20 protein-coding genes are annotated in these 22,825 nt (G+C 41.7%); 11 read left to right on the top strand and 9 right to left on the bottom strand.

Going from position 1 to position 22,825, the window contains the following annotated elements:
- Positions 1-60: 60 nt before the first annotated feature.
- Complete coding sequence (locus EHS11_RS02340; RefSeq protein WP_135762813.1) at positions 61-3,783, bottom strand: Cna protein B-type domain protein; 3,723 nt, start codon at positions 3,781-3,783, stop codon at positions 61-63.
- Between the two features lie 239 nt (positions 3,784-4,022).
- Here EHS11_RS02340 and EHS11_RS02335 point away from each other — a divergent pair, with 239 nt between their 5' ends.
- From EHS11_RS02335 to EHS11_RS02325, 3 genes are read left to right on the top strand one after another with little or no spacing between them, the layout of a single operon-like run.
- Positions 4,023-5,240, top strand: a complete 1,218-nt coding sequence (locus tag EHS11_RS02335) for a DUF445 domain-containing protein (RefSeq protein WP_135762812.1) — start codon at positions 4,023-4,025, stop codon at positions 5,238-5,240.
- Positions 5,241-5,245: 5 nt separating this feature from the next.
- A complete protein-coding gene (locus tag EHS11_RS02330; RefSeq protein ID WP_135762811.1) occupies positions 5,246-6,211 on the top strand; it encodes an NAD-dependent epimerase/dehydratase family protein in 966 nt (321 codons plus the stop codon).
- Positions 6,212-6,238: 27 nt separating this feature from the next.
- Positions 6,239-7,060 (top strand): hypothetical protein, encoded by an 822-nt coding sequence (locus tag EHS11_RS02325; RefSeq protein WP_246047529.1) that lies wholly within the window; start codon positions 6,239-6,241, stop codon positions 7,058-7,060.
- Positions 7,061-7,217: 157 nt separating this feature from the next.
- On the opposite strand, the gene EHS11_RS02320 is transcribed toward EHS11_RS02325, so the two are convergent.
- Positions 7,218-7,412, bottom strand: a complete 195-nt coding sequence (locus EHS11_RS02320; RefSeq protein WP_135762810.1) for a hypothetical protein — start codon at positions 7,410-7,412, stop codon at positions 7,218-7,220.
- A 165-nt stretch (positions 7,413-7,577) separates the two neighbouring features.
- The gene (locus tag EHS11_RS02315; protein ID WP_135762809.1) at positions 7,578-8,744 is read right to left on the bottom strand and encodes an acyl-CoA dehydrogenase family protein; all 1,167 of its coding nucleotides are present in this window, start codon (positions 8,742-8,744) and stop codon (positions 7,578-7,580) included.
- Positions 8,745-8,910: 166 nt separating this feature from the next.
- Here EHS11_RS02315 and EHS11_RS02310 point away from each other — a divergent pair, with 166 nt between their 5' ends.
- Entirely contained in the window at positions 8,911-9,936 is a 1,026-nt protein-coding gene (locus EHS11_RS02310; protein ID WP_246047527.1) for an alpha/beta hydrolase, read from the top strand.
- Positions 9,937-10,015: 79 nt separating this feature from the next.
- Complete coding sequence (locus EHS11_RS02305) at positions 10,016-10,969, top strand: DKNYY domain-containing protein (RefSeq protein WP_425460530.1); 954 nt, start codon at positions 10,016-10,018, stop codon at positions 10,967-10,969.
- A gap of 8 nt (positions 10,970-10,977) precedes the next feature.
- On the opposite strand, the gene EHS11_RS02300 is transcribed toward EHS11_RS02305, so the two are convergent.
- Positions 10,978-11,418 (bottom strand): acyl-CoA thioesterase, encoded by a 441-nt coding sequence (locus tag EHS11_RS02300; protein ID WP_135762807.1) that lies wholly within the window; start codon positions 11,416-11,418, stop codon positions 10,978-10,980.
- 108 nt (positions 11,419-11,526) lie between these two features.
- Here EHS11_RS02300 and EHS11_RS02295 point away from each other — a divergent pair, with 108 nt between their 5' ends.
- The gene (locus EHS11_RS02295) at positions 11,527-12,231 is read left to right on the top strand and encodes an SDR family oxidoreductase (protein ID WP_135762806.1); all 705 of its coding nucleotides are present in this window, start codon (positions 11,527-11,529) and stop codon (positions 12,229-12,231) included.
- 37 nt (positions 12,232-12,268) lie between these two features.
- Positions 12,269-12,763, top strand: a complete 495-nt coding sequence (locus EHS11_RS02290) for a DUF1579 family protein (protein ID WP_135762805.1) — start codon at positions 12,269-12,271, stop codon at positions 12,761-12,763.
- A 345-nt stretch (positions 12,764-13,108) separates the two neighbouring features.
- Here EHS11_RS02290 and EHS11_RS02280 read toward each other — a convergent pair whose 3' ends face one another.
- The 4 genes from EHS11_RS02280 to EHS11_RS02265 all read right to left on the bottom strand — a co-directional run bounded on the left by EHS11_RS02280 (position 13,109) and on the right by EHS11_RS02265 (position 18,414).
- Complete coding sequence (locus EHS11_RS02280; protein WP_135762804.1) at positions 13,109-15,070, bottom strand: PAS domain-containing hybrid sensor histidine kinase/response regulator; 1,962 nt, start codon at positions 15,068-15,070, stop codon at positions 13,109-13,111.
- 7 nt (positions 15,071-15,077) lie between these two features.
- Positions 15,078-16,325, bottom strand: coding sequence for an adenylate/guanylate cyclase domain-containing protein (locus EHS11_RS02275; protein ID WP_135762803.1), 1,248 nt, complete (start codon positions 16,323-16,325; stop codon positions 15,078-15,080).
- A 256-nt stretch (positions 16,326-16,581) separates the two neighbouring features.
- Positions 16,582-17,793 carry an NADP-dependent isocitrate dehydrogenase gene (locus EHS11_RS02270; protein ID WP_135762802.1) on the bottom strand — a complete coding sequence of 404 codons (1,212 nt, stop codon included), beginning with the start codon at positions 17,791-17,793 and terminating at the stop codon, positions 16,582-16,584.
- A 45-nt stretch (positions 17,794-17,838) separates the two neighbouring features.
- Positions 17,839-18,414 (bottom strand): hypothetical protein, encoded by a 576-nt coding sequence (locus EHS11_RS02265; RefSeq protein ID WP_135762801.1) that lies wholly within the window; start codon positions 18,412-18,414, stop codon positions 17,839-17,841.
- Between the two features lie 89 nt (positions 18,415-18,503).
- On the opposite strand from EHS11_RS02265, the gene EHS11_RS02260 reads away from it, so the two are divergent.
- From EHS11_RS02260 to EHS11_RS02245, 4 genes are all read left to right on the top strand, one after another.
- The gene (locus EHS11_RS02260; protein WP_246047525.1) at positions 18,504-18,932 is read left to right on the top strand and encodes an LIC_13246 family protein; all 429 of its coding nucleotides are present in this window, start codon (positions 18,504-18,506) and stop codon (positions 18,930-18,932) included.
- 44 nt (positions 18,933-18,976) lie between these two features.
- A complete protein-coding gene (locus EHS11_RS02255; RefSeq protein WP_135762800.1) occupies positions 18,977-19,999 on the top strand; it encodes a hypothetical protein in 1,023 nt (340 codons plus the stop codon).
- A gap of 166 nt (positions 20,000-20,165) precedes the next feature.
- Positions 20,166-20,510, top strand: coding sequence for a helix-turn-helix domain-containing protein (locus EHS11_RS02250; RefSeq protein WP_135762799.1), 345 nt, complete (start codon positions 20,166-20,168; stop codon positions 20,508-20,510).
- Positions 20,510-21,799: a type II toxin-antitoxin system HipA family toxin gene (locus EHS11_RS02245; RefSeq protein WP_135762798.1), complete on the top strand. Its 1,290-nt coding sequence runs from the start codon at positions 20,510-20,512 to the stop codon at positions 21,797-21,799. The genes EHS11_RS02250 and EHS11_RS02245 overlap by 1 nt, the downstream gene beginning before the upstream one ends.
- 24 nt (positions 21,800-21,823) lie before the next feature.
- Here the strand turns inward: EHS11_RS02245 and EHS11_RS02240 are convergent, their stop codons facing one another.
- Positions 21,824-22,771 (bottom strand): MBL fold metallo-hydrolase, encoded by a 948-nt coding sequence (locus EHS11_RS02240; protein WP_135762797.1) that lies wholly within the window; start codon positions 22,769-22,771, stop codon positions 21,824-21,826.
- Between the last annotated feature and the right edge of the window lie 54 nt (positions 22,772-22,825).

Here is a 22,825-nt window from a genome sequence, read left to right as displayed (position 1 = left end):
GAGGGAAATAACCCCTCTGGTATTAAGAATCTCTAAGCTAGCCAAATAACAGTGATTTGATCAATACATTGATCGTTCCAAAAACCCCGAAGCATTACAATTGGAAGTTCCTACATCCGTGATGTTTTTATCGGCACCGATACAAAAGATCTTCCACCATCTGTTGGAATGATTCGGACTGATCGCATAATTTCTTACTTCCCCGATACTTCCCTTAAACACCCGTATGGTGGCGCCGGAAACACCCATATTGGCCTCTCCCGACCAGTTGTAAATACTGTAATAACGTACGTCTTGCGACCAAATTGCCCCTTTTAAGGAAATCGTTTCCGGCCCGTATCCCGTAGTGATATCATAATCCAGTTCTCCATTGCCTGCACCGAGAGGGGCTTTCCTGTTCCATACGATTCTGCTTCCGCTATTGGTTGCGCTGTATTGCAAATGGGAATCCAAATCTTTGGGTTTTGCTCCCCAAGATAAAACAACTCTCATCTCGGAATCTCCAAGCACCGGTGAGACTAAGATATTCTGATTGGAAGGTGTTTCCGTTCCTGCGGCAATGACTGTGCGGAAGGTTGTAGAATAAGCTTCCACGGAACTTGTACAATTCCCTCTTTTTCCCGAACCGGTTGCTTCCAAAGTATAGTTTCCGGGAGGAACATTCGGAATCGCATAAGATCCGTCAGTTGCCGTTTTTACGGAAGGAATCGTCGTTCCATTGGCATCAATCGCATATGAACCGGATTTCACGTTGACTCCCGGTCGTATACGAGCCGTTAGATCACAAACTCCCGTATTGTACAAAGCCGACAAAGCTCTTCCAGAGATGGCACCTGGAGTTTGGGTTCCCGGGACAAAGGTAATGATATCAAAATTGGTTGTTGCGTCCGCTTGGATATCCACGATTCCTTCTACGGTTTTGTAACCGCTTGCTACGAACCGAACTTTCCATCTACCCGCATTGATATTGAAAATGGTATATTGGTTTGCATTCGAAAACGTAGTCGCTCCTGTTGCAATGGATGCAGGTTGAACTCCTGTCGTAGGACGAATGATTCCCGCATTCGGATCAACAATCTCAAGAGAATAAGTTCCCGAAAATGCAAATCCTCCGGGTGTGCGAACAGACCCGGAAAGATGGCCTTTCCCGTCACTTGTGATCACAGGAGTATTTACGGAAACAGTTCCTCCTCCGCTTCCCACTTCCACAGGGAAGTAGGTGACGATCCCGTTTTTTTCCACACGAATGGTGTAAGTTCCCTGCGGAACAAACGAGAAAGCATAACTGCCGTTTGATTGAGAAGTAACCGATCCGATCACCTGATCCTGTCCCGCAGTTCGAACCGCAGCTACCGTACAGGAATCATTTACAAATCCACCGGAACAGTCCCGTCTAACATCGGCGACAAAGTTTCCTGAATCAAATCTACCTAAAGTTAAAGTGGCACCGCTCACCACTCCCGTGGAAATGGCATCGGTTACAGTTCCGGAAAGAGTTGCCCGAACATTATGAACCGCTGTTCCGTTCACTGTGAATGTGACAGGTGTCGAAGCATACTGGTTGGTTGCTACGTTGGAATTGTCAACACTCAACGAAGTAGCCGCCAGATAACTGGCTCTAGGTGAAGATACGACAGTATCCACTATCACAAGTTGATAGGAGGACTGACGGAAATAGTATTGGTTGGCTGCAATCACATCAATCGATGCATTTTGATCGTTATCAACTGCAATCGAATCCGCACCCGCAAGAGTGCTGGCTCCGCCTGTTTTCAAAGTCTGCAAAGCATAGCCGACCCGATCCGTATCCGAAGCCAAACCGGCAGGAAGTGTAACCACATAAGAAAAACCGTTAAAAGCAAAACTTCCTCCGGAAGTCACTGCGATATGAGCAAGCGGCTGTCCGCTTGCTGTAGTATTTCCCAAAAGAACCGCAAAGAGTCCTGTTTGATTGGAATACAAGCTCGGATTGGTAGGTGCGGTATCTCTCACAACAATTGTTCCAGAAATCTGCGATCTGTTTGTGATCGAAGTCATTGACACATTACCTGCGTTATGGTCGTTTCCATTGAGGGTAATCGTTTGCGGATTGGAAGAACAAGGTGAAGAATTTCCACCACACCAGTTTTCAAAACCGGGAGCGGAAATATAATATGCCCATTTTCCCGCTACTGCGCTAAAATACACTTGGTTGTCGGAAGGACGGACTTCGTAAACTTTGTTGCCCCAAGTGGAATAATTCCAAGGACCGGCTCCCTGTACTGCCACCAAACAGGATATTGTCGGAGCAATCGCGCAGGAACAAATAGAGGGAGAACCGGAAGGGTTTATAGCACAATTCACTGCTGCAACTGCGGAAAGAGATTCAACAATCCAAAGTTTGGCGGCATTTCCGATCAGGGGATCGCCGGTCAGATATACCAAATTGGAAGGAGCTTGCGTCCTGTCCGGTTTGAAGTTGATCGCAGAACCGGGAATGTGATTTGAATTTCCGTCTCTTACATAACCAACCACATTGGAAGGACGGGCAATGATTCCGATAGGAGAAGGCAGAGTTATATTTTTCATGCCTCCATCCGGTGCCGCTGTGAACAAAAAGGATTGAGATACTGTGAAAAAATTGTTTGCGGAGACTTCAATATAATAAACTCCATTGGGCAATCCCGATGCAGTCAATTGAAAGGATCCATTACCGGAACGATTTGTAGAGTCAACAACGGCGCCCTGCTCGTTTTTGATTTTAATCGTAAATGCGGTTACGGAATCTCCGGAAACCGCACTGCCTATCACCGATCCGTTTAAGGTAAGACTGCTATCCGTTGCCGCCATCCAAGGAAGGGTTGTTTCTCCCAAAGCCACAACAGTCGTAACAGAAGGGTTGGTTCCTTGGAATGTAAAGTGAATGGTTTCCGAATTATTTGCGAACGGCTGGCCGTTTGAGGTAACGGAGGAACCTTGGTATTCGATCGTATAATTTCCATTAGGCAGGTTGGGAATGCTAAAGGAAAAAGTCCCGTCTCCCGCAGTTGTAGTAGTTCCTACAAGATTATTTTCACCATCCCGTAAAACAACAGTTATATCGACAAGAGGTCCGCTGGGAACGGTCACTCCGTCCCCGGAAAAGCCAGGAGTGGAAATAGATCCTGTGATCTGTGCCTGACCCGATGTATAGTAGAGTCTTTCCGCTTTCAAGTCCCCTACATCCACTAAGGTAAAACCGTTTTGTGTAGGATCGAAAACAAAGGAAAAATCCTGGTAACTGTAATTCAAACCGTTGCCGGTATTGATCAAAACCCTATAATTATTATTGGGAAGATTATCCACATCGATGACAAAACTGCCATCCGCTTCCGCATTGGAAGAAGCGACTAAGCTGTATGAATTTCCATTTGCAACTTCAATTCTAATACTAATTAATGTTAAATCCAAACAATTGGGAGCGGAAGGTGCCCCGGGTTGCCCGCATACGTCCGTAGCAGTGGAACCTGAAACGACAGGTCGGATAACACCTGTAATTTTAGCCGGGCCTGAAGTCGGAACTTCCTGTTGTGCCTGATTTTCAGGGACTCCCCCGGAAGAAGAGGGAACGGTAGAATCACTGGACGCGGGAAGAGAAACCCCATTGGAATCGGCAGGAGTGGCTCCTGAGGCAGAATCTGCTGCGTTGCCCGCTCCACCTGAACCAAGTAAAAACCAAAAAGGCATCGATTTGGACTTTTTTGAACAACCAACTGGCAGAAAAGAGAGGGTAAGTACTAATAAAAATATCCCTCGTTGGTTCATAAATTTTCCCCTCAAAAGATTCGCTTTCTTTTACAAATTAAAAGTACGGAATTTCGCTACTTTTTCATTTCTGCGTAGATACTAGTTTTAATTGTACAAAACACAAACAATTTTTGTCTTTTGTGTCAAATATTTGCCGATACTATGTCGCATTGAGTATAAAAAATACGATTTTTTTCGTAAATGGAGATGAGAAATGGATTTCATTATGGGAAATCCCCCATCCTTTGGATTCCACAATGCCGCACGAACTAGTGAGTCTGGAAACCCTGAAACTATTATGCATTCCGTTCACTTATGGGTTCGTAGGTTGGGTGACCAATTGGCTTGCCCTGAAGATGACATTTTACCCTATCAAATTTTGGGGGTTTCCTCCTTACTTGGGCTGGCAGGGGATCATTCCCAGAAAAGCCCATAAGATGGCGAGTAAGTCCGTGGACGTAATCACGGAACGGTTGTTAAACATTCAAGAAGTGTTTTTAAAAGTCGATCCCGTTCGCGCTGAAAAGGAATTTTTACCTTCGATTGATCCCTCCATCAAAGAATCCATGTATGAATTTGCGGAAAGTATGGATTCCAGAATCTGGCCTATGTTGCCCGATTTGGTAAAAGAGGAAATTTATCATAAAGTAAAAAGAGAAACCGGGTTTACCATCCGAAAAGTAATCCGTAAACTACAAGCTGATATTGATTCCTTGTTTGATGTAAAAACATTGGTTTTGAAAAAGCTATCGGGAGATAATGTGAGTTTGGTGGTTGAACTTTTTCAGGAAGTGGGCGCACCTGAATTCAAATTCATCGAAAGGTCGGGATTTTATTTCGGATTTTTGCTCGGGCTCATTCAAATGGTGATTTGGATGTATTTCCCCATTTGGTGGACTTTGCCGCTGCAAGGTGTAATCGTCGGGTATCTGACAAATTATCTGGCGCTGGAAATGATATTCAGACCGCTCTACCCTACAAAAATTTTGGGAATATTTACTTACCAGGGACTTTTTCTAAAACGCCAAAGGGCAGTTTCTCTACTTTATGCAAAGTTAGTTGCAGAAAAAATACTCACACCTAAAAATATCATGGAAGAATTGGTTTTCGGAAAGGCAGCTGGTGAAATTTTAGAAACCATTCGCAGGGCAATACTCAAACAAGTCGACAATATCACTACACTTGCCAAACCGATTCTTTATGCCTCGGGTAGATGGGAAAACTATGAAGTCGTGAAAGAAAAGATTGCAAAGACAATGTCCGAAACTGCCATTCAAAATTCTTCCGAATTAGAGACTTATTTGGGAGAGGCAATGGAACTGGAAAAAACGATGGGAGAAAGAATGGCAAGTTTGCCTCCCGATGAATTTGAATCGATACTCAGATCCGCTTTCCAGGAAGACGAGATGCTTTTGATTCTTGTGGGTGCCGCGTTGGGAGCGGTAGTGGGTTGGTCCCAAATTTATTTTCTATAGATCTTATGAAAAAGATGAATGTGCTAATCACAGGAGGTTCAGGAGTTCTAGGACGAAGACTCATTGAATCCGTTTTAGAAAAGTATAAAATCATTGCCATAGGCAAAGAATACGGAAGGATCTCGGAAACCATCCGGCATCATAAGAATTTTAAATTTTACGAAAGGGATTTAACCGCAATCCAATCGACAAAAGATTTTCAGATTGCCGAGCCGATCGATCTGATCATACATTTGGCAGGGGCGGTATCGGGATCGAAATTATCCGAAAAAGATTTTTTCACAATCAATGCGGAATCTACCAAACATCTGGCAGCATTTGCAAAGGAAAAACATTCCAAAGCGATGTTACTCGCAAGTTCAGTATCCGTATACGGAGCGCAAGAAGAACCGATTTATACCACAAGTCCCATGTTAGGTTCCACTGTGTATGCAAGATCAAAAATAGCAGCGGAAGAGTATCTTAGAGACGCGAGGATACCCTATTCCATATTCCGTATAGCATCTGTTTATGGGTTGAGTTCAAAAAGTTTCATACAAAAATTATTTTCTTTGTACAAAAAAGGATTTTATCCCAAAATCAAAAATCAAAGCCCGAAATCCATCATCCACATAGAAGATCTGAACCTTGCTATTTCAGCTTGGATCGACAGAGCTTTGACAGGTGCTTCCATCCAACCGGTTTATGTCTTATCCCATCCGGAATCCGTTACCATCCAGCAGGTCATAGAAGAATTTAAAACTCATAGAAAGCCGAGATGGGGGCTCCTTGGTTTGCCAGTGCTTCCTTTTTTTGTTCCCATATTTGATTTATTTTACAAGATTCTGCGAAAGCTGCAGCGGCTTCCCTACCATGAATCCCCTCTGGGGCCTTTACTTCATTCCATAGAAGCCTATTCCGAGGAATCTTGGAGAGATTTACACTTAATCCCCAAATGGGACTTGCGAAAAGGTACAGCCCAGTATAAATAATAGAGAGGGATTAGGCCGATATTAAATATGATGAATGCGCGCGTTTTTCTCACCACCCTACTACTGGTTTTCAGTGTTCCCGTTTTTGCAGGAACTTGGATCGAAGATTCTTTGGGATTTGCCTTTGAATACCCGAGAGGTTGGTCGAAGGCCGTGCTTCGCAACCATGATACTGCCAGAATTCAATTTGCAAAAGCAAACAGAGAGGCAATCCTTCAAATCGATGTGGTTCGCAGAACCAAAGATTACGATTTGGATCGTTTCATCGAAGAATCGATTGATACATTTTTGCAAAAGTATCCCGACCTGAAAGTGGTTCGGGAAAAAAGCCTGGAAGAAGAAATCCCCGGTTTCGATGAAACTGTATTTTTAGTTCTACATTATGTGGAAAACAAAGTAGTTGTTTCCAATAGGTTTTTATTTCATAAGAAAGGTAACATGTATTATGTGATTCAGGCAAAGACCCCCAGAAAACAATATGGAGTTTATGCAAGAGATTTGGATCTGATTATGAAAACATTCAGGATGGAACCTAGGGCCCGCTACCGATGGAGAAATGACAGTCTGGCATATCTGGATCCGGTAAAAGACGAAAAGGCGATCCAATACATTTCCATTACCATCCGACCGATTGACAGTTTTCCGAGTGAAGACAAACCGAAAGAAGACAATACCTGGTTGAACAGTGCTGACGGATTCAAAAATCCTTTTTCATCCGACCAGAACACAAACGATCCTTACATTCCTCAAAACAACAATTCATCTACGAATACGAACGAAAATGCCAAACCTTTGAATTCCAATCAGGAGAATGGTCCTACAGTCGTACCGGAAACCGATCCGCTTTAAACTTAACAGATTAAATCGGTTCGCATTTACCACAGATCTCTCGCCCGCATAACCTTGTTATGGCGGGCAAGCAGGATAGATCAACTCTATCTCTTATTTAAAAAAACCTTTTTGATTTGCTTCTTTGTAAACTGCGAAAAATAAATCCTGCCTTGTTTCATTTATAACGGAAACCGGAGTCAGCAGCCTTGGAGGCTTTCTCCGACATGGATACGATCCCTTTTATAGATGCGGAAATATTTTGAATCGCAGAATGTATTTTCTCCGAAAGAACGGCGACTTCTTCCGCGGATCGCAAAACACTGATTAATACTTTCTTGGTGTTTTGGTTGGTTTTGGCGAAAGCGATCACCAATTCTCCGTATTCGTCTTTGCTTTTTAATAATTTTTTGCATTGGGTTTTTTAATATCTTTTCGACAGAAGTTGAAGAGTGAATTTGAATAAAAAAAGACCGCTATTCCACATTGTTCAGTGTCCTAGCGGCCTTCGGGAGGAAAGATAAACTATCCGTAGAAATTATTCTTTTTTGGAAGCTGCGTCTTTGATTACGTAAGCTGCAATTTCGTTCTTTTGGATTTGAGTGGTTCCTTCGAAGATGCAAAGAATTTTTGCATCTCTCATTAGTTTTTCCACCGGATATTCTTTCGTATATCCGTATCCGCCGAAGATCTGAACTGCATCCGTAGCACACTGCATCGCACATTCGGAAGCGTAAGCTTTTGCAATTGCGGAATATTTCGGTAGAGTAGGATCGTTGGCATCGGATAAACGAGCTGCTTTGTAAGTGATTTCTCTTGCAGTTTCCACTTTGATCGCCATATCGGCTAACATGTGTTGAACTGCTTGGAAAGTGGAGATTTTAACTCCAAACTGCTCTCTTTCACGTGCGTAACGCGCTGCATGATCAAGTGCCGCTTGTGCTACACCCACACCCATAACGGCTACGAACGGACGGGAAGCATTCAATGTTTGAAGCGCGTAAACAAATCCAAGGTTTTCCTTTCCGATCAAGTTCTCTTCAGGAACTTCACAATCTTCAAAAATAACTTGGTGGGTGGAAGATGCACGGATTCCCAATTTATCTTCTTTTTTACCGACGATACAACCTTTTGCATCTCTCGGAACATAGAAACAGGATACTCCGCGAGTTCCTCGGTTACGGTCTGTATAAGCAAATACAGTGAATGCCTGTGCATCGGAAGCACCGGTGATCCATTGTTTTGCACCGTTAATGATCCATTTGTCCCCTTTTTTCTCAGCACGAGTGCTCATACCGGGAACGTCGGAACCGGCACCTGGCTCGGATAAACAGAATGAAACTCCTAATTTTCCATCAGCGATGGGAGGAAGCCATTTCAATTTTTGTTCGTGCGTGGCACCTTTCAAAATAGGAAGGATTCCAAGACCAGTATAGGCAAACCCCAGAGAAATCCCCAAACAACCACGAGATAATTCTTCAATGGCGAGGCACTGTTCGATGGCACCTAGTCCCCATCCGCCGTATTCTTCCGGGATGACTAGACCGTTAATTCCAAGTTCGGAACGCATTTTATTGATGAGTTCGGTGGGGTGGGCATTTTTTTCATCCCAATGTAAAGCAACTTCATGAGGGATTTCTTTTCTAACAAAATTGCGAACTAAGTCTCTGATTTCCAGTTGTTGTTCAGTGAATTGGGTATACATTCAGGGATGTTCCTTCTAACGATGGGGTATTTACTACCTTTTTCCGTACACGCTCTCTCGTGCAAAGGATTTTTCCTGGCGGAAACCGAAAGAGAACGCAATTCTCTATTGATATAAATTTCCACAATTTTTCCGTCTTTACAGGATTTTGACAGCGGGAGACCTTATGGCAGTTATGAATGCTAAGAATGCTCTAATTTCCAGGAGAAGATTTTTTCTCCGATTTGTCACACTAACAGCCGTTTTTGTCATTTTTTCTTTTTGTGCCGGGAGACCGAATTATACTCCCAAAAAAGATGTTCCTAAAATCAGTTTTGAAGAATTTTACCAGACAAAACTCCGATTGAGCAAGGAAAAGGGACACAGACCGGGCAACGAAGAAAAATACATTAGCTTCGGCAAAAAAACTCCTTTGGCTTTTTTATACATTCACGGTTTCGGCGCCTCACGGGCAGAAGGTGAAGAAGTGATGGAAAAACTGGCGAAAACTTTCAAAGCAAATACCTATCTGCTCCGACTCCCGGGTCACGGAACCAACAAAGAAGACCAGGCAGCGCAAAAATTTTCGGATTATCTGGATTCTGCCAGTGAAGCGTTGCATATGATGCAGGGCCAAGGGGACAAAGTGGTTGTATTCGGATCTTCGCTCGGAGGACTACTAGGCACTTGGCTCGCTTCCGAATTTCCGGAAGAAGTAGACGGACTTGTATTGGGAAATCCCTTTTATGCTCCTACTGCGGGAGGGCTCGGGTTGTACAATTATCCCGGCGGTTTGACATTTGTACATATACTTAAAGGTAAAATCAGAAGCTCAAGTCATAACGACAATCCGAAGGTATTACCGCAAAGAAACGACTATTGGTATCCCGAACAGTATTACTCTGCGTTAGTTGGTGTAAACGATTTGAAAAATTATGCCGCAGTTCCTGAGGTATTTGGAAAAATTTCAAGTCCGGTACTGCTTCTATATTATTATAAATCGGAAACGGAACAGGATCCTACCGCAAGCGTCTCTGCAATGAGATCCGCCTTTACTCAGTTTGGCGCCGACAAAAATCCGAATCCTTTGAATCGGGAAGTCAGAGTGGAAGATGGAATGCATGTACTGATGTCCAGATGGGTCGTCACTGACAAAAAGTTTATCGAAACTGAGACCACAAAATGGATCAAAGACTTGGCTAAACTCAAATAAACCGGAATCAATTACTTTTGCTCATTTGCGGGAAGATTGTCTTGAATTTCGCAAATGAGTTCCATTTCCTGAAAATAAAATCTTCTTACTATCTACAAAACTGAAAGAGTCTGAAAAATCCATAATGCAATTCGGAAAATATTATCTAATTTTAATCCTTCTATTTGTATCCTGTTCAAATGGGTACTATTATAAGTATTGGTTTTTTCCTTATTATGAAAATAATAAAATCGATACAACGAATAGGGAAGGATTTACCATTTTAGATCGTTATTTTGCCAAAGACAACGATCATATCTATTACAAAGAGAACCGATTGACGGACATAGATCCGAAGTCCTTTCAAATTTTGAATCATACCCATTTTTCAGATAAGAAGAGTGTATATTATATTTCCACTCAAACCGAATTAAAAACCAATTCTCCGAAAGCCTGGATCATCATTATTCCCTTGGATTTGAAAGTTTGGACGGAAGACAAATTGGTTTTAGTTCCTTTGGAAGATTCCGATCCCAAAACATTTCAAATCTTAAAAAGCCGGGGGCTCGATACGGATTATGGAACGGACGAAAAACATTTGTATTATGAAGGAATCAAGTTGGAAGAAAGAAATAAGGATTCTGTCGGTGTTTTGGATTCGAAATTTTATGATATCATCAAAACGAAAAATTCCATCTACTATAAAGGAGAAAAAATCAAAGACGCCGATCCCGAAACATTCTTGTTATACGATAGCTATGCGAAAGACAAAAGAGGATGTTATTATTTCAATGTTCTAGCAGTCCATGCGTTTTCCTGTAACACAAAGGATTTCAAACCGTTGACTTATCCCAATCCGTTGGATTCCAAAATTTCCATGGATTCGGATTATGCAAAGGATGATGCATCCGTATTTTGGCAAGGTGTCAAAATAAAACAAGCGGATGCAAAATCATTCAGGTTAGACGTGGAGAAAACCGATTGTCTGTATCCTGGCATGTGCGGAAAAGATAAGAATTTTTCTTATGAATCCGGACAAACTAACAGTAATTAATAAATTTTTCAATCCAAAACTTCAAATTGAGGAGCCTTTGGGAATTTGGAAAAAGCCTCTTTTACAAACTCACTCGGAACGATTAATTTTCGTATCTCAGTATCAATCCAAGCACCGTCTACATTGATCACGGCGGCAAGTATATCTTCGTTCTTAATGATACTATGTTGAATGCTCCATCTGGAAAAATCAGGCCTTGCTTTTGTCAAAACGGCATTGATTGTAATCTTATCTTCGAAATGAATCTCCCGTTTGAAGATCGCCTCTTCCCGAAACAGGATCGGCCCTGTTTTCAATTCAGTAAATTTACTACTCGTCAAACCGTAGTTTGATAAAAATTGAATCCTTGCAATCGCACCATAATCATAATAAACGGAATGTCTTAGGTGATGGTTTTGGTCAATGTCCGCCCAGCGAATTTGAATCGGAAAAGAAGTTGTAGATATCATAGAATTTTCCCAATTGAATTGGGAACCGCATTCTTGTATTGGAAAAAATCAGATTGTATTTCCTGATTTTTCGGTTTAATCTGATAAAAATCCGGACTCGGAGGCAGAATGAATCGGAAAGAAAAAATTGCAATCGTAACAGGATCCAACCGAGGGATAGGCAAACAAGTGGCGCTTGATCTTGCCGCAGAAGGTATCTTTGTCATTGTCACTTCCAGAAATAAAGCGGAAGGAAAACTAACACAGGAAGAGATCATAGGCAGAGGAGGAAAGGCCGATTTTTTTCCCTTGGATGTCTCTAATGAAAGAAGCGCCTTGAGTTTATTTGATTATATCAAAAAGACTTATACCAGACTCGACATACTTATCAACAACGCAGGAGTTTATCTGGATCATGACGGTTTCGGCGGAACTACCAGAGAAGAAACTGGGAAAACCTTGGAAACAAATCTAGTTGGCCCGCTTCGTCTCTGCCAGTTGTTCCTCCCTATGATGATAGAAAACGGTTTTGGTCGTATTGTTAATGTTAGCTCAGGGATGGGACAAATGTCGGATATGGGCGGGGGTTATCCAGCCTATCGGATTTCCAAATCTGCGATAAACGCGCTGACAATCATCGTTTCCAAAGAAACAATAGGAAGAAATATCAAAGTCAATTCGGTATGCCCTGGTTGGGTGAGAACGGATATGGGAGGTCCTAGTGCGGAACGCACGATCGAACAAGGTGCAGAAACCATTGTTTGGGCGGCATTATTACCTGAAACGGGAGCAACAGGTAAATTCTTCAGAGATAAAAAAGAAATCCCCTGGTAATAGCTTTCAACTAACAATAAAAAATGGATGTAGTCATATGAGTAAAGAAAAATTCGAATTATCTAAGAAAGAAGGAATTCATAAAGAACTCGCTTCTCTTGCGGGAGAGTGGCAGGGAAGAATGTTCACCATGTTCGAAAATGGAAAAATAGTAAATGAAGCGGATGTTTCCGGATCCATGAAACTTGTATTAGGTGGAAGATTTATCCTGCATGAATACAAAAGCAGCTTCGGAGACGATCCTATTGAAGGGATCGCCATTTATGGATACCATATCGACCGGAAAAAATTCGAATCGGTATGGATCGAAAGTTTCGGAATGGGGACAGCCATTATGTTTTCGGAAGGAAACCATTCAGAAACGGACATTTCCTTTTTAGGTCATTACGAAGATCCTTCTTCCGATTCCAAATGGGGATGGAAAACAACGATCCAAAAAATCGATGAAAATCAAATCCTTATCATAGCGGAAAATTTTTCTCCCGAAGGCAGAGAAGCAGGCGGAGTAAAAATCATATACCACCGGGTTTAGGATAGGATTCGGTTGTTTGCCGTATTTGTTTGCGATTTCAGTAAGGACGGCTAAGACCTTTTTCTCTTTATCTTCTTTCGGGGAGAATATGATTCCCCTGCTGTAGGAGACCAAACCATAGGAGAAAAACCCAACTCCTGCGCCAAAGCAAAGGTCCCATCAAACAAACGTTCTGCGTGAAACGGATTGAACTCTACTTGGTTTGTAACCAAAGGGAAAAAGGATACAGGCATTTTGGAAAGAAGATAGATTGCTTGCGGGATTGCTTTTGGGAATCACATTCGGATTCTATTTTTTGTTCAGCTGATAAACAAAGTTCGTCAGGCGGCTGCGGCTAGTGTCGGATCAACACCATTTTTCAATCAATAATGCAAGTTCCGTCGGCTGAATCGGTTTGGAAAGATAATCGTTCATACCTGCATTGATGCATTTTTCACGATCACCTTTCATAGCGTAGGCGGTAAGTGCAATGATGGGAATATTCGTTTGGAAATTTTCCTCCGTCTGAGAACGAATTCTAGCTGTCGCCTCAAACCCATCCATTTCCGGCATTTGACAGTCCATTAAAACCAGATTGTAACTATTTTTGGATAGTTCTTCCAAAACCTCTTTTCCATTATTTACAAGTTTTGCTTCTATTCCGATTTTCCTCAACAAACCCAACGCTACGATTTGGTTTGTGGGATTGTCTTCCGCTACTAAAACTTTTTTATCGTGAAAACGGGCATTTTTAGGTGGGTTGGAAGATTTCGATTCGGTTGCATCGTTAGGATTCAAATGAGATACATTATTTTCAAACAGGCAAGTGAACCAAAATCTAGAACCTTTTCCCAGTTCGCTTGCAACTCCAATCGTTCCACCCATAAGTTCCGAAAGTTGTTTGGCAATGGCAAGGCCAAGTCCTGTTCCACCAAACCTTCTTGTGGTGGAACTTTCCACTTGGTGAAAAGGTGAAAATAATTGATCGATCGCATGAGCGGGAATCCCGATCCCTGTGTCTTCGATGGAAAATAAAATCTTGGTCCGATTTTCCACGACCTCTTTCTTTTCAACGGTGACACTAACTCCCCCGTCTCTTGTAAATTTTATCGCGTTGCCGATCAGGTTAATTAAAATTTGTTTGAGCCTGCTCGGATCTCCCAGAAAACTCTCTTCCCCGGATAGATTGGAACTATGCTTTAAGGAAATCATCTTTTCCGTTACCTTCGCTTGAAATAAAGACAGTACTTCTTCGATTGTTTTGTTTACTTTAAAAGTGGTGTATTCCAATTCCAACTTTTTGGCTTCTATTTTGGAAAAATCCAAAATATCGTTTAACAAGGACAATAAGGACTCGGCGCTCGTCTTCACAAGTTCGGAATATTTTCTTTGTTCCTGGGTAAGGCCTGTCTCCAAAAGAAGATGAGTCATTCCAATGATTCCATTCATCGGTGTACGGATCTCATGACTCATATTTGCAAGAAATTCGCTTTTGGCAGCACTCGCTTCTCTTGCAGTATCAGCCATTTTATTGGAATGATCAATTGCAATCAGAAGTCTTTGATTGGCTTCCTTTAGGTCGTCTTGCGATTGTTTGATGGCTTTCTCGGAGCGGATTCTTTCAGATATGTCGTCCGCCACACCGATCAAAAGGGAAATTTCTCCGAATTCATCAATAACGGGCGTTATTTTTACGGACCATGTTTTTAAAATCCCCCGGATTCTATGTTCCAGTTCGAACTGAATCAGTTTTTTGTCTTCCAAGGATTGTTCGCATTGCGATAACAGATGGTTTGCTACTTCGGAAGAAAAAACTTCATGAATCGTTTTACCGAAGATTTTGGATAGGGGTAATTGCCATTCATTTTGAAAGGCAGGATTGGTTCCTAGAAAGCGAAGCAAACCTTCCTCTTCCACTCTAAGGATAAAAATAGAATCGGACACTGCCTGAAAAACGGTTTTATAAAGTTTTTCCTGCTCTCTTCTGTCATGTACATTGATCGCGCAAGTGAGTCGTGCTTTTCCCGAACCCCAGACGATCACAGTATCATGGCATTCGTAAAATTGACCTTCAGGACCGAATTGACGTTCATAAGGTTCGCTTTTGGAAGAAACCGTTTCTGAACCTAAAATTGACGCATTCCAGGTAAAAAGTGTCGAGATTGAATTCGATTTAACGTCTTCGTTTTCATCCAGTTCGGAAGGGATATTTCCCCAAATGGATTTTCCATACTCATTTACAAATAATATCTTCCCTGACCCCATATCGGACACGTAGACCAGAGCATCTATCGACTCTAAAATATTTGTAAGAATACTATTGTTCATAAAAGCATTACATTCTTTTTACTTCTTCCGAAATCGCAAAAATCCGCTTCGGGACAGCAATCCCTTTTAACTTGTGTTCGCCGATATCTTCCCATCGAATGTTCATATCGCTCACAAATTCTTCGGAAGCGAGAACAGCCTTCTTCAACTCTCCGCACATCCCTGCAATCCGGCTTGCAAGATTGACAGCTTCTCCGATCACTGTAAAGTCTAATCTATCTCTGGACCCGATATTTCCGTATAAAATTTGTCCTTTATGGAGCCCTACTCCGTGGCGAATCGGTGTTTTTGAATCTTTGATACGAATCCGGTTTAATTTTCGCAATTCATCAAAGACTTGCCGAACGGAAAGTAAAGCTTTCATTCGGACCCTTTTTTTATTTTTTTCGTCAAAGGGAAAAACTGCCAAAATGCCGTCCCCTAACATTTTCAGAACCTCCCCTCCGTTTTTCTCAATGGAAGGGATAATTGCTCCGAAATAATCGTTCAACATGTGTATTATATCCGACGGAGATAAATCCTCACTTAATCCGGAGTAATTACGAATATCTGAAAACCAGATAACGGAATTCATATTTTCCACATCTCCTAAATGGACTTTTCCCGAATAAACGAGAGAACCTGTCCTTTTTCCCAAATAAACGCTGAGAAGTGTCTCCGTAAACTCGGCTCGCATAAAATTCGACCATTTAACATACATTACATTACTCGCTTTTTCCAAAAAAGCGACCTTTTCGGGGGTAAATCCTTCAGGATGATCCGTAACAAAACTTTTGAATGCAACCGGATTCCCAGCCTCTATTGCAGGTATTGCTATGTAGCCGGTCGCTTTGTGCTCTTTCAAATCTTCCAAGATGGGAAAAGGCAAAGGCTCTTCCTGATAGTCCAAAAAAGAAAATACATAAGTCTTCTTGGACTGCAATATACGGTAAATGGGGCTGAGTTTGAACGGTTCTGTTCGTGAAGTGCCCTGTTTGAAACGGATCTCTTTGAGAGAACCGATTCCGAAGGTAAATACCCGAGAGGAAACCTCGAGATCCCCCGCTATATTGTCAAAAATAGACAATCTATCATTCGGCGCCCAAAGATAGGAAACTGTTTCCACCTGAGGATGAACCGTCCTCGTTCCCATACTTGAACGTATGATCCGAAAATCTTCCCGAATCAAAAACTCAATAAATGAATTAAAATAGGAAGAAGCGGATTTGGCGTTTCGGCTTTCTTCCATAAACCAGTCTAAAAATCGATTGTACATTGAACTCTGTCTGTATTATTTTAAATCTATATTTAATTCGTATACGCCATCTAATATATATTTTGCGCCAGATACACCGATGAACACACGGTAAGGGTTGCCAAAGATTAAGACGAAAGGCTTCATATTTCCTCCAGATGATTCAAAACAAATTGCCCATTGGACCGGATTTTCGCATGATCGGCAATCAAACTGCCAAAGCCTATAAAGGAAGGTACCCTACCTCAAGGAGAACAAGAGGTAGGGTAAAAGTTTCTTATTTCAATTTAGAATCGAGTCTTTTTTGAACAGCTTCCATAAATTGGAAAGTATCCAATTCGGTTTTTTTAGCCGCAGTCGAAAGAGAAAGTAGATCTTTTGTCATTTCTCCCCCTTCGATGGTTTCGATGATGGACTCTTCCAGCTTTACTGCAAAATTCACGACATCCGGAGTTCCGTCTAACTCGCCTCTTTTCGCAAGGGCACCTGTCCATGCAAAGATAGATGCAACGGAGTTGGTGGAAGTAGTTTCCCCTTTTTGGTATTTACGGTAGTGACGGGTTACAGTTCCGTGAGCCGCTTCGTATTCGTATTTTCCGTCAGGAGAAACAAGAACGGAAGTCATAAGTCCCAAAGATCCGAATCCGGAAGCAACCATATCGGACATTACATCTCCGTCATAGTTCATCAGCGCCCAGAGTTGGCCGCCTTCGTTTTTCATAATTTGCGCCACTGCATCATCAATTAAAAAATAATTGTAAGTGATGCCGGCAGCTTTCATTTCTGCGTCTTTCTTTGCCGCAAGCTCGTCAAAGATCTCGCGGAAACGTGCATGGTATTTTTTGGAGATAGTATCTTTTGTAGCAAACCAGATGCTGATTTTTTCAGAAAGAGCGTAATTGAAACAAGCAAGTGCAAAAGATTCGATGGACTTGTCCAAGTTGTGCATAGCAAGCGCAACCCCCGGTCCTTTGTATTCATTTACAACCAATCTTTGTTTTTCTTTTCCGGATGCATCCGTATAAATCAGTTCCACTTTACCTGGTCCGTCAATGATCATTTCCACATCACGGTAAATATCACCGTAAGCATGACGACCGATTGCGATCGGTTTTTTCCATGAGTTTACGGCAGCGGGAATATTTTTGATTATAATCGGTTTTCTAAAGACGGTTCCGTCCAAAATCGCACGAATGGTTCCGTTCGGAGATTTCCATTCTTGTTTCAGGCTGTATTCTTTTACCCTGTCTGCATTGGGAGTAATGGTTGCGCATTTAACACCTACTCCGTGTTTTTTGATCGCATTTGCGGAATCCACAGTTACTTGGTCGTCTGTTTTGTCCCGGTATTCGACACCAAGGTCGTAATATTCAAGTGTAATATCTAAATAAGGGTAGATGAATCTTTCTTTGATTTCTTTCCAGATGATTCTTGTCATTTCGTCACCGTCTAATTCGACAAGCGGTGTTTTTACTTTAATTTTTCCCATGTAACTCTCCTAATAGCTGTTATTGATTTATAATTTCGCTTACGATCATGATTCTAGAAAAGGTGCTGCATGTTTGTTCCATAGAAAATGACAAAACTCGGTGGAATTGTTGATTGCACCGGGTAGAGTATGAATGCCCGAAAGAGACGCGTATCTTTTTTTAAACGCTTCTTTTTCGGAAAGACCGGCCAACCTGTCTTCAATTCTAATCAAAGTTAGTCGCCAGTCCTTTATCAATTTCTCTTTGGAAACATTTACATTTGTTATATTTAATAATTTTGCGGAATCAATAGAAATATCTAAAAAACGGAGCGGGAATGCGGGAGGGGTAAATTTATCCCGAATGTCTTCCACATCCTTTTCCACATCCAATTCCTTATAAGGAGGGAAAGAAAACAAAGCTCCGAACCGCAAAGAGAGAGGAAGATAGAAAGCAAAGTTGCGATCAAATGCAACCATCTGCTCCACAGCCCATGCAATCGATTTGGGCCGGTCTGCGGAAGAAAACTCATACTCGGAGTCCGGGATTTTTGCGATTTTATTAATTGTATACTGGGTAAAACGAAGCTTCTCGATCCAAAATATTTCTAAAATATGAGTCAGCATGTCCGTTTCGTTCATGATTACGAACGGAAACTTTTTTTCAAGTGAGAATCGAATTTGGGAACCAATCGGCAGAGTTCTTTACCCCTCTAAATGAGGTAAAAAACATGCGCGAAAAGGAAACCGTTCTCTGGAGGGAGCTTACCTCCAGAAAAGAGGAATTTCAACATATCTTGAGGGTTTTGAATCATTATTACGAAACCTGTAACATTCAAAATACAAAGCTGCAAAAGTTCCGGCAGGCTTTGGTAGAAAGCCCGATCGCAAAAATCAGAGTTTTTTTATCAAAAATAGGAGATTATGAATACTATGTATCGGCTTGCATCCTGGAAAGTTCTTTCCCAACCAACACCTGGATTCATATCGACGGGATTTCGGAAGAGAGATCCAGAATGGTTTTGATTGGAAACCTGGAACACCCCGTTTTTTCCATTACCAGCCTAGGGGATTTGTTTTCTAAAAATACTGAGCCCGTAAAAGAAGAGTTCCATATCTCTAAAAATGAAAAAAAACTAGCAAAGTCCAAATCAAAATGAAAGCTTTGCCAATGCAAAAGCTCTGTTCGTTCTGTTTTCTTTTTATGATTTGTTGGCGGTTAGAAGCGGACGGAACCAACTTGGTTCGATTGGGCAACCCTTCCGATTTTAGAACTCAGATTTACTCGGAAGAAGGTTACTTACAGGCTTGGAATTTTTCCTTACAAAACGGATCCTACAAACTATTCGCTACTTTTTTGGTCAGCAATTTCGGTCCGGGAACAAAGAACAACGGAATCAGTGTCATCATCAAACATGACAACGAACCTCTCTATTATTCCACAAAAGAGTTCGGTCAGGATGAATTTGAAATGAAAAAAGGGGGGTTCTTTCAACAAAGCGGAGAAAACCGGATGGATTATAAGGACGGAAAATATTCCATCCATATGGTTTTTCCCGAATGGACGATCGACTTGGATTTTTTTCCCAACCAAAGGACAGGCATTGCTATCTCCGGAGGAAAGCTGAACCTAACAGAAGACGGACGATTTGTTCAGGCTGACATTCCTCTCTCTTTCGTAAAAGTAAAAGGTACAATCATACATGATGGAAATGTGGAAACGGTGGAAGGCACAGGCGGGATGGAACACCTGCTTACCAATTACGAAGTACATAAATACTCAAATAAATGGGAGATTGTTCGAGCAATCACAGATAACGGAACCCGCATTTTTACCGGTGGATTTATAGGAAATGAAAAAATCCCAGGAGGATTTTTCAGAAAAATTGCGGTTCTTTCCAAAAAAGGAGATTTGATCTTAGAAGGAACCGTTTCAAGATCCGAGATTTTGAATGAAGAAACAGAGTCTGTTTCCGGTTACACTTTACCGAAGAAAGAAAGATTGTATTTCGGAGAATCTGATTCTTGTTATATGGATGTGATTCGAACGAAAAATATAGCAAGTATGAGTGCATTGGAAAATATTTCAACATTGCTTCGTTTTTTTATCCAACTCTTCTTTGCAAAACCATACCAAATCCATTCCGAAACCGAACTGGAAGTAAATTGTAAATCTTGGTCCGGCAAAGGCAAAGGAATGCATTCGTATTATCTGATTAATAAATGAAGATGTTAATCAGAATCATCACAAATATGCCTAGTTTACTATGCATATTTGTGATAAAATCAAAGGTGCGCCTATCAAACTATGCGTAAGCAAATATTTGACTAATTTTTTACGCCTGCTATACTAGGCATATTCACAACAAAATCGAATATACGCCTATCAAACTATGCAAACAAATCGTAACGCCCCTATAGAGATCCTGCTACAGACAATCGCCGAAAATCTTGAAAAGAGAGCGAAGCAGACAAAACAAGACAAACAGGATCTCGCCAAGTTGGCTGACTTGAACCGAAATACGATCAGCGCTGCTCTATCTGGTAACGATATGAAACTATCTACACTGATCCGACTTACCCGAGTTCTCGGCTTCACTGACTGGTTATTGCCACTTCTTGATGCACCGATACAATCGCCAATGGAGCAGCTTACAAAAAAAAGAAAACCTGGTAACCAGGAATCATTCGAATCCAAAAGACCGACAAGCAGAGTGATGGGGCGGCGCAAATCATAATGGAACAACCTGTTGCTGTCAATTTATGGGGGGAGCGGGTAGGAGGATTGGTCTGGGATAAAAATCGAGGACTCGCTTTATTTGAATATGACCCTGAATTTATCCGATCCCGTCGCTATGAAATCAGTCCGCTCTTATTGCCTCTCTCCTCCCGGGTTTTTCAATACCCTGAGCTGAAAGATACAAAAACATTTAAGGGATTGCCGGGTGTAATCGCCGATAGTTTGCCGGAAAAATTCGGCAATCGATTGTTAGATGCCTATCTGGCAAAACATGGTCGTAAACTGGAAGATATGAATCCATTGGAACGATTGTGTTATGTGGGAACCCGTGGAATGGGGGCATTGGAATATGAACCGGACTTGGAAACCCGAAACTTAAATAAACCGATTCCCATACAAGTAAGCGATTTGGTCGAAGTAGCTAAAGGAGTATTGAATGAACATAAATCGGCAAATGCCAGTTTGGTGAATGATGGAATAGATGCGCTCATTGCAGTTGGTACGAGCGCCGGAGGAGCAAAAGCAAAAGCGATTATAGCAATCAATAGTCAGACCAAAGATGTATTATCAGGTCAAGCCAATGTTCCTAAGGATTACGAACATTGGTTGATCAAGTTCGATGAAATGGAAAATGAAGAACATGCAACCGGTACACAAATCGGTCGAATCGAATTCGCTTACAGTGAAATGGCATATGAATCAGGGATCAATATGATGGAGTGCCAATTATTGAAAGATGGAAAAAAGGCACACTTCATGACAAAACGATTTGATAGGGTCAATGGCAATGACAAAGTGCATGTTTTAACTTTCGCAGGAATGATCCATGCTGATCGTGATCCGCCGGGCAGTTATGGATATGAAAGATTGTTCCAAACAATACGAGAGATGGGGCTGGGCCAGGATACACTTAACGAAATGTATCGCCGCATGGTTTTCAATATTTGCAGCCGCAATCAAGATGATCATACCAAAAACCATGCTTTTTTGATGTTCGGAGATGGTAACTGGCAGTTGTCTCCTGCGTATGACCTTTGTTTCAGTTATAAACCGGGAAATCAATTTATAGAACAACACCAGATGTCATGTAATGGAAAACGTGAGCATTTTATGTTGGAAGATTTATTGGAAGCAGCTAAGTTTGCAGATATAAAACGTCCCCGTATCATAATAGAAGCTGTAGAGGAAGCAGTATGTAAGTGGCCGGATTTTGCTGAGAAGGCAGGTATACAGGAAAAAAATGCAGCGCAGATCGGCAATCTACACAGACGCTTTATCAAAAAATAATAACAGTTCTTGGTTACAAACAATCTACAAATGAAAACTCATTCCTTCTTTTGCTATATGGATCGAAATATTTTTGGGATTGGAAGGTTTTCCTTCTTCTAAAATAATTCGAACCACTTCCGTGTCTTCATGATCAGGCTCGTGATGAGTGAGTACTACTGATTTGATTTCCATCATCTCAGCAAACTCGACCGCTTGCCGAACAGCGGTATGTCCCCAACCGATTTTCTTTTCCGCCTCAGCAGTGCTATACTGCGCATCAATCACAAGCAAATCTGCACCGGCGATGTGAGGTTTCAATTCCAAAAGTTGACCGCGGTCTTCTTCTCTGTATTCCACATCCGTACAAAACAAAAATTTCTTTTCCCCTTCACGAACACGATATCCCAAACAACTGCCCGGATGACGGAGTCCGAAAGGAATGACCTTTAAATTTCCGAGTGGATAAGATTGAAATTCTTTCCAAAGATGAAATTCTTTTTTGGAAGCCATCTGATTGAAGGTAATGGGAAAGTTTTCAGGATGTTGCTGGCGAACGAGTCTTTCTTCCAAGTTCGCAATCGCAGAATAAAAATGAATGTTAGTGGTCGGAGAATAAGCCGGTTTGAAAAAAGGCCAGCCTTGGATATGATCCCAATGTGTGTGGGACACAAGTATGTTGATATCGAGAGGTTGTCCGTTGAAAGCAATCGGAGCGAGAAGGTTTCCCAAAACACGAATTCCAGTCCCCATGTCGAAAATAACTTTTTCTCCGGATTCCCCTTCCAAATATACACAGGTGGTATTTCCACCTAAGTCTTGTTCCAGGGGGATGGGAAGGGATTCCAGAAATTTCTCTTCGGAAAAACCATTTGGATTTTTGGTCCACTCGGCTTTGGCTTGTTTTAAGATCTTCAGCAGTTTATCCTGCTGTTCCCGTTTCCCGACTGGAGTCGGTAACGAGCCTCGAACACCAAAAAGAGTAATTTTCATTCCATTCCTTTGGGAAATCTTTGTTTCCTGTGAAGATTGTTTTCAGAACTTGTA

Origin of the sequence: Leptospira ilyithenensis (assembly GCF_004771005.1) — a bacterium.
Taxonomy (GTDB): Bacteria; Spirochaetota; Leptospiria; order Leptospirales; family Leptospiraceae; genus Leptospira_A; species Leptospira_A ilyithenensis.
This window is presented reverse-complemented; position numbering and strand designations above follow the sequence as displayed.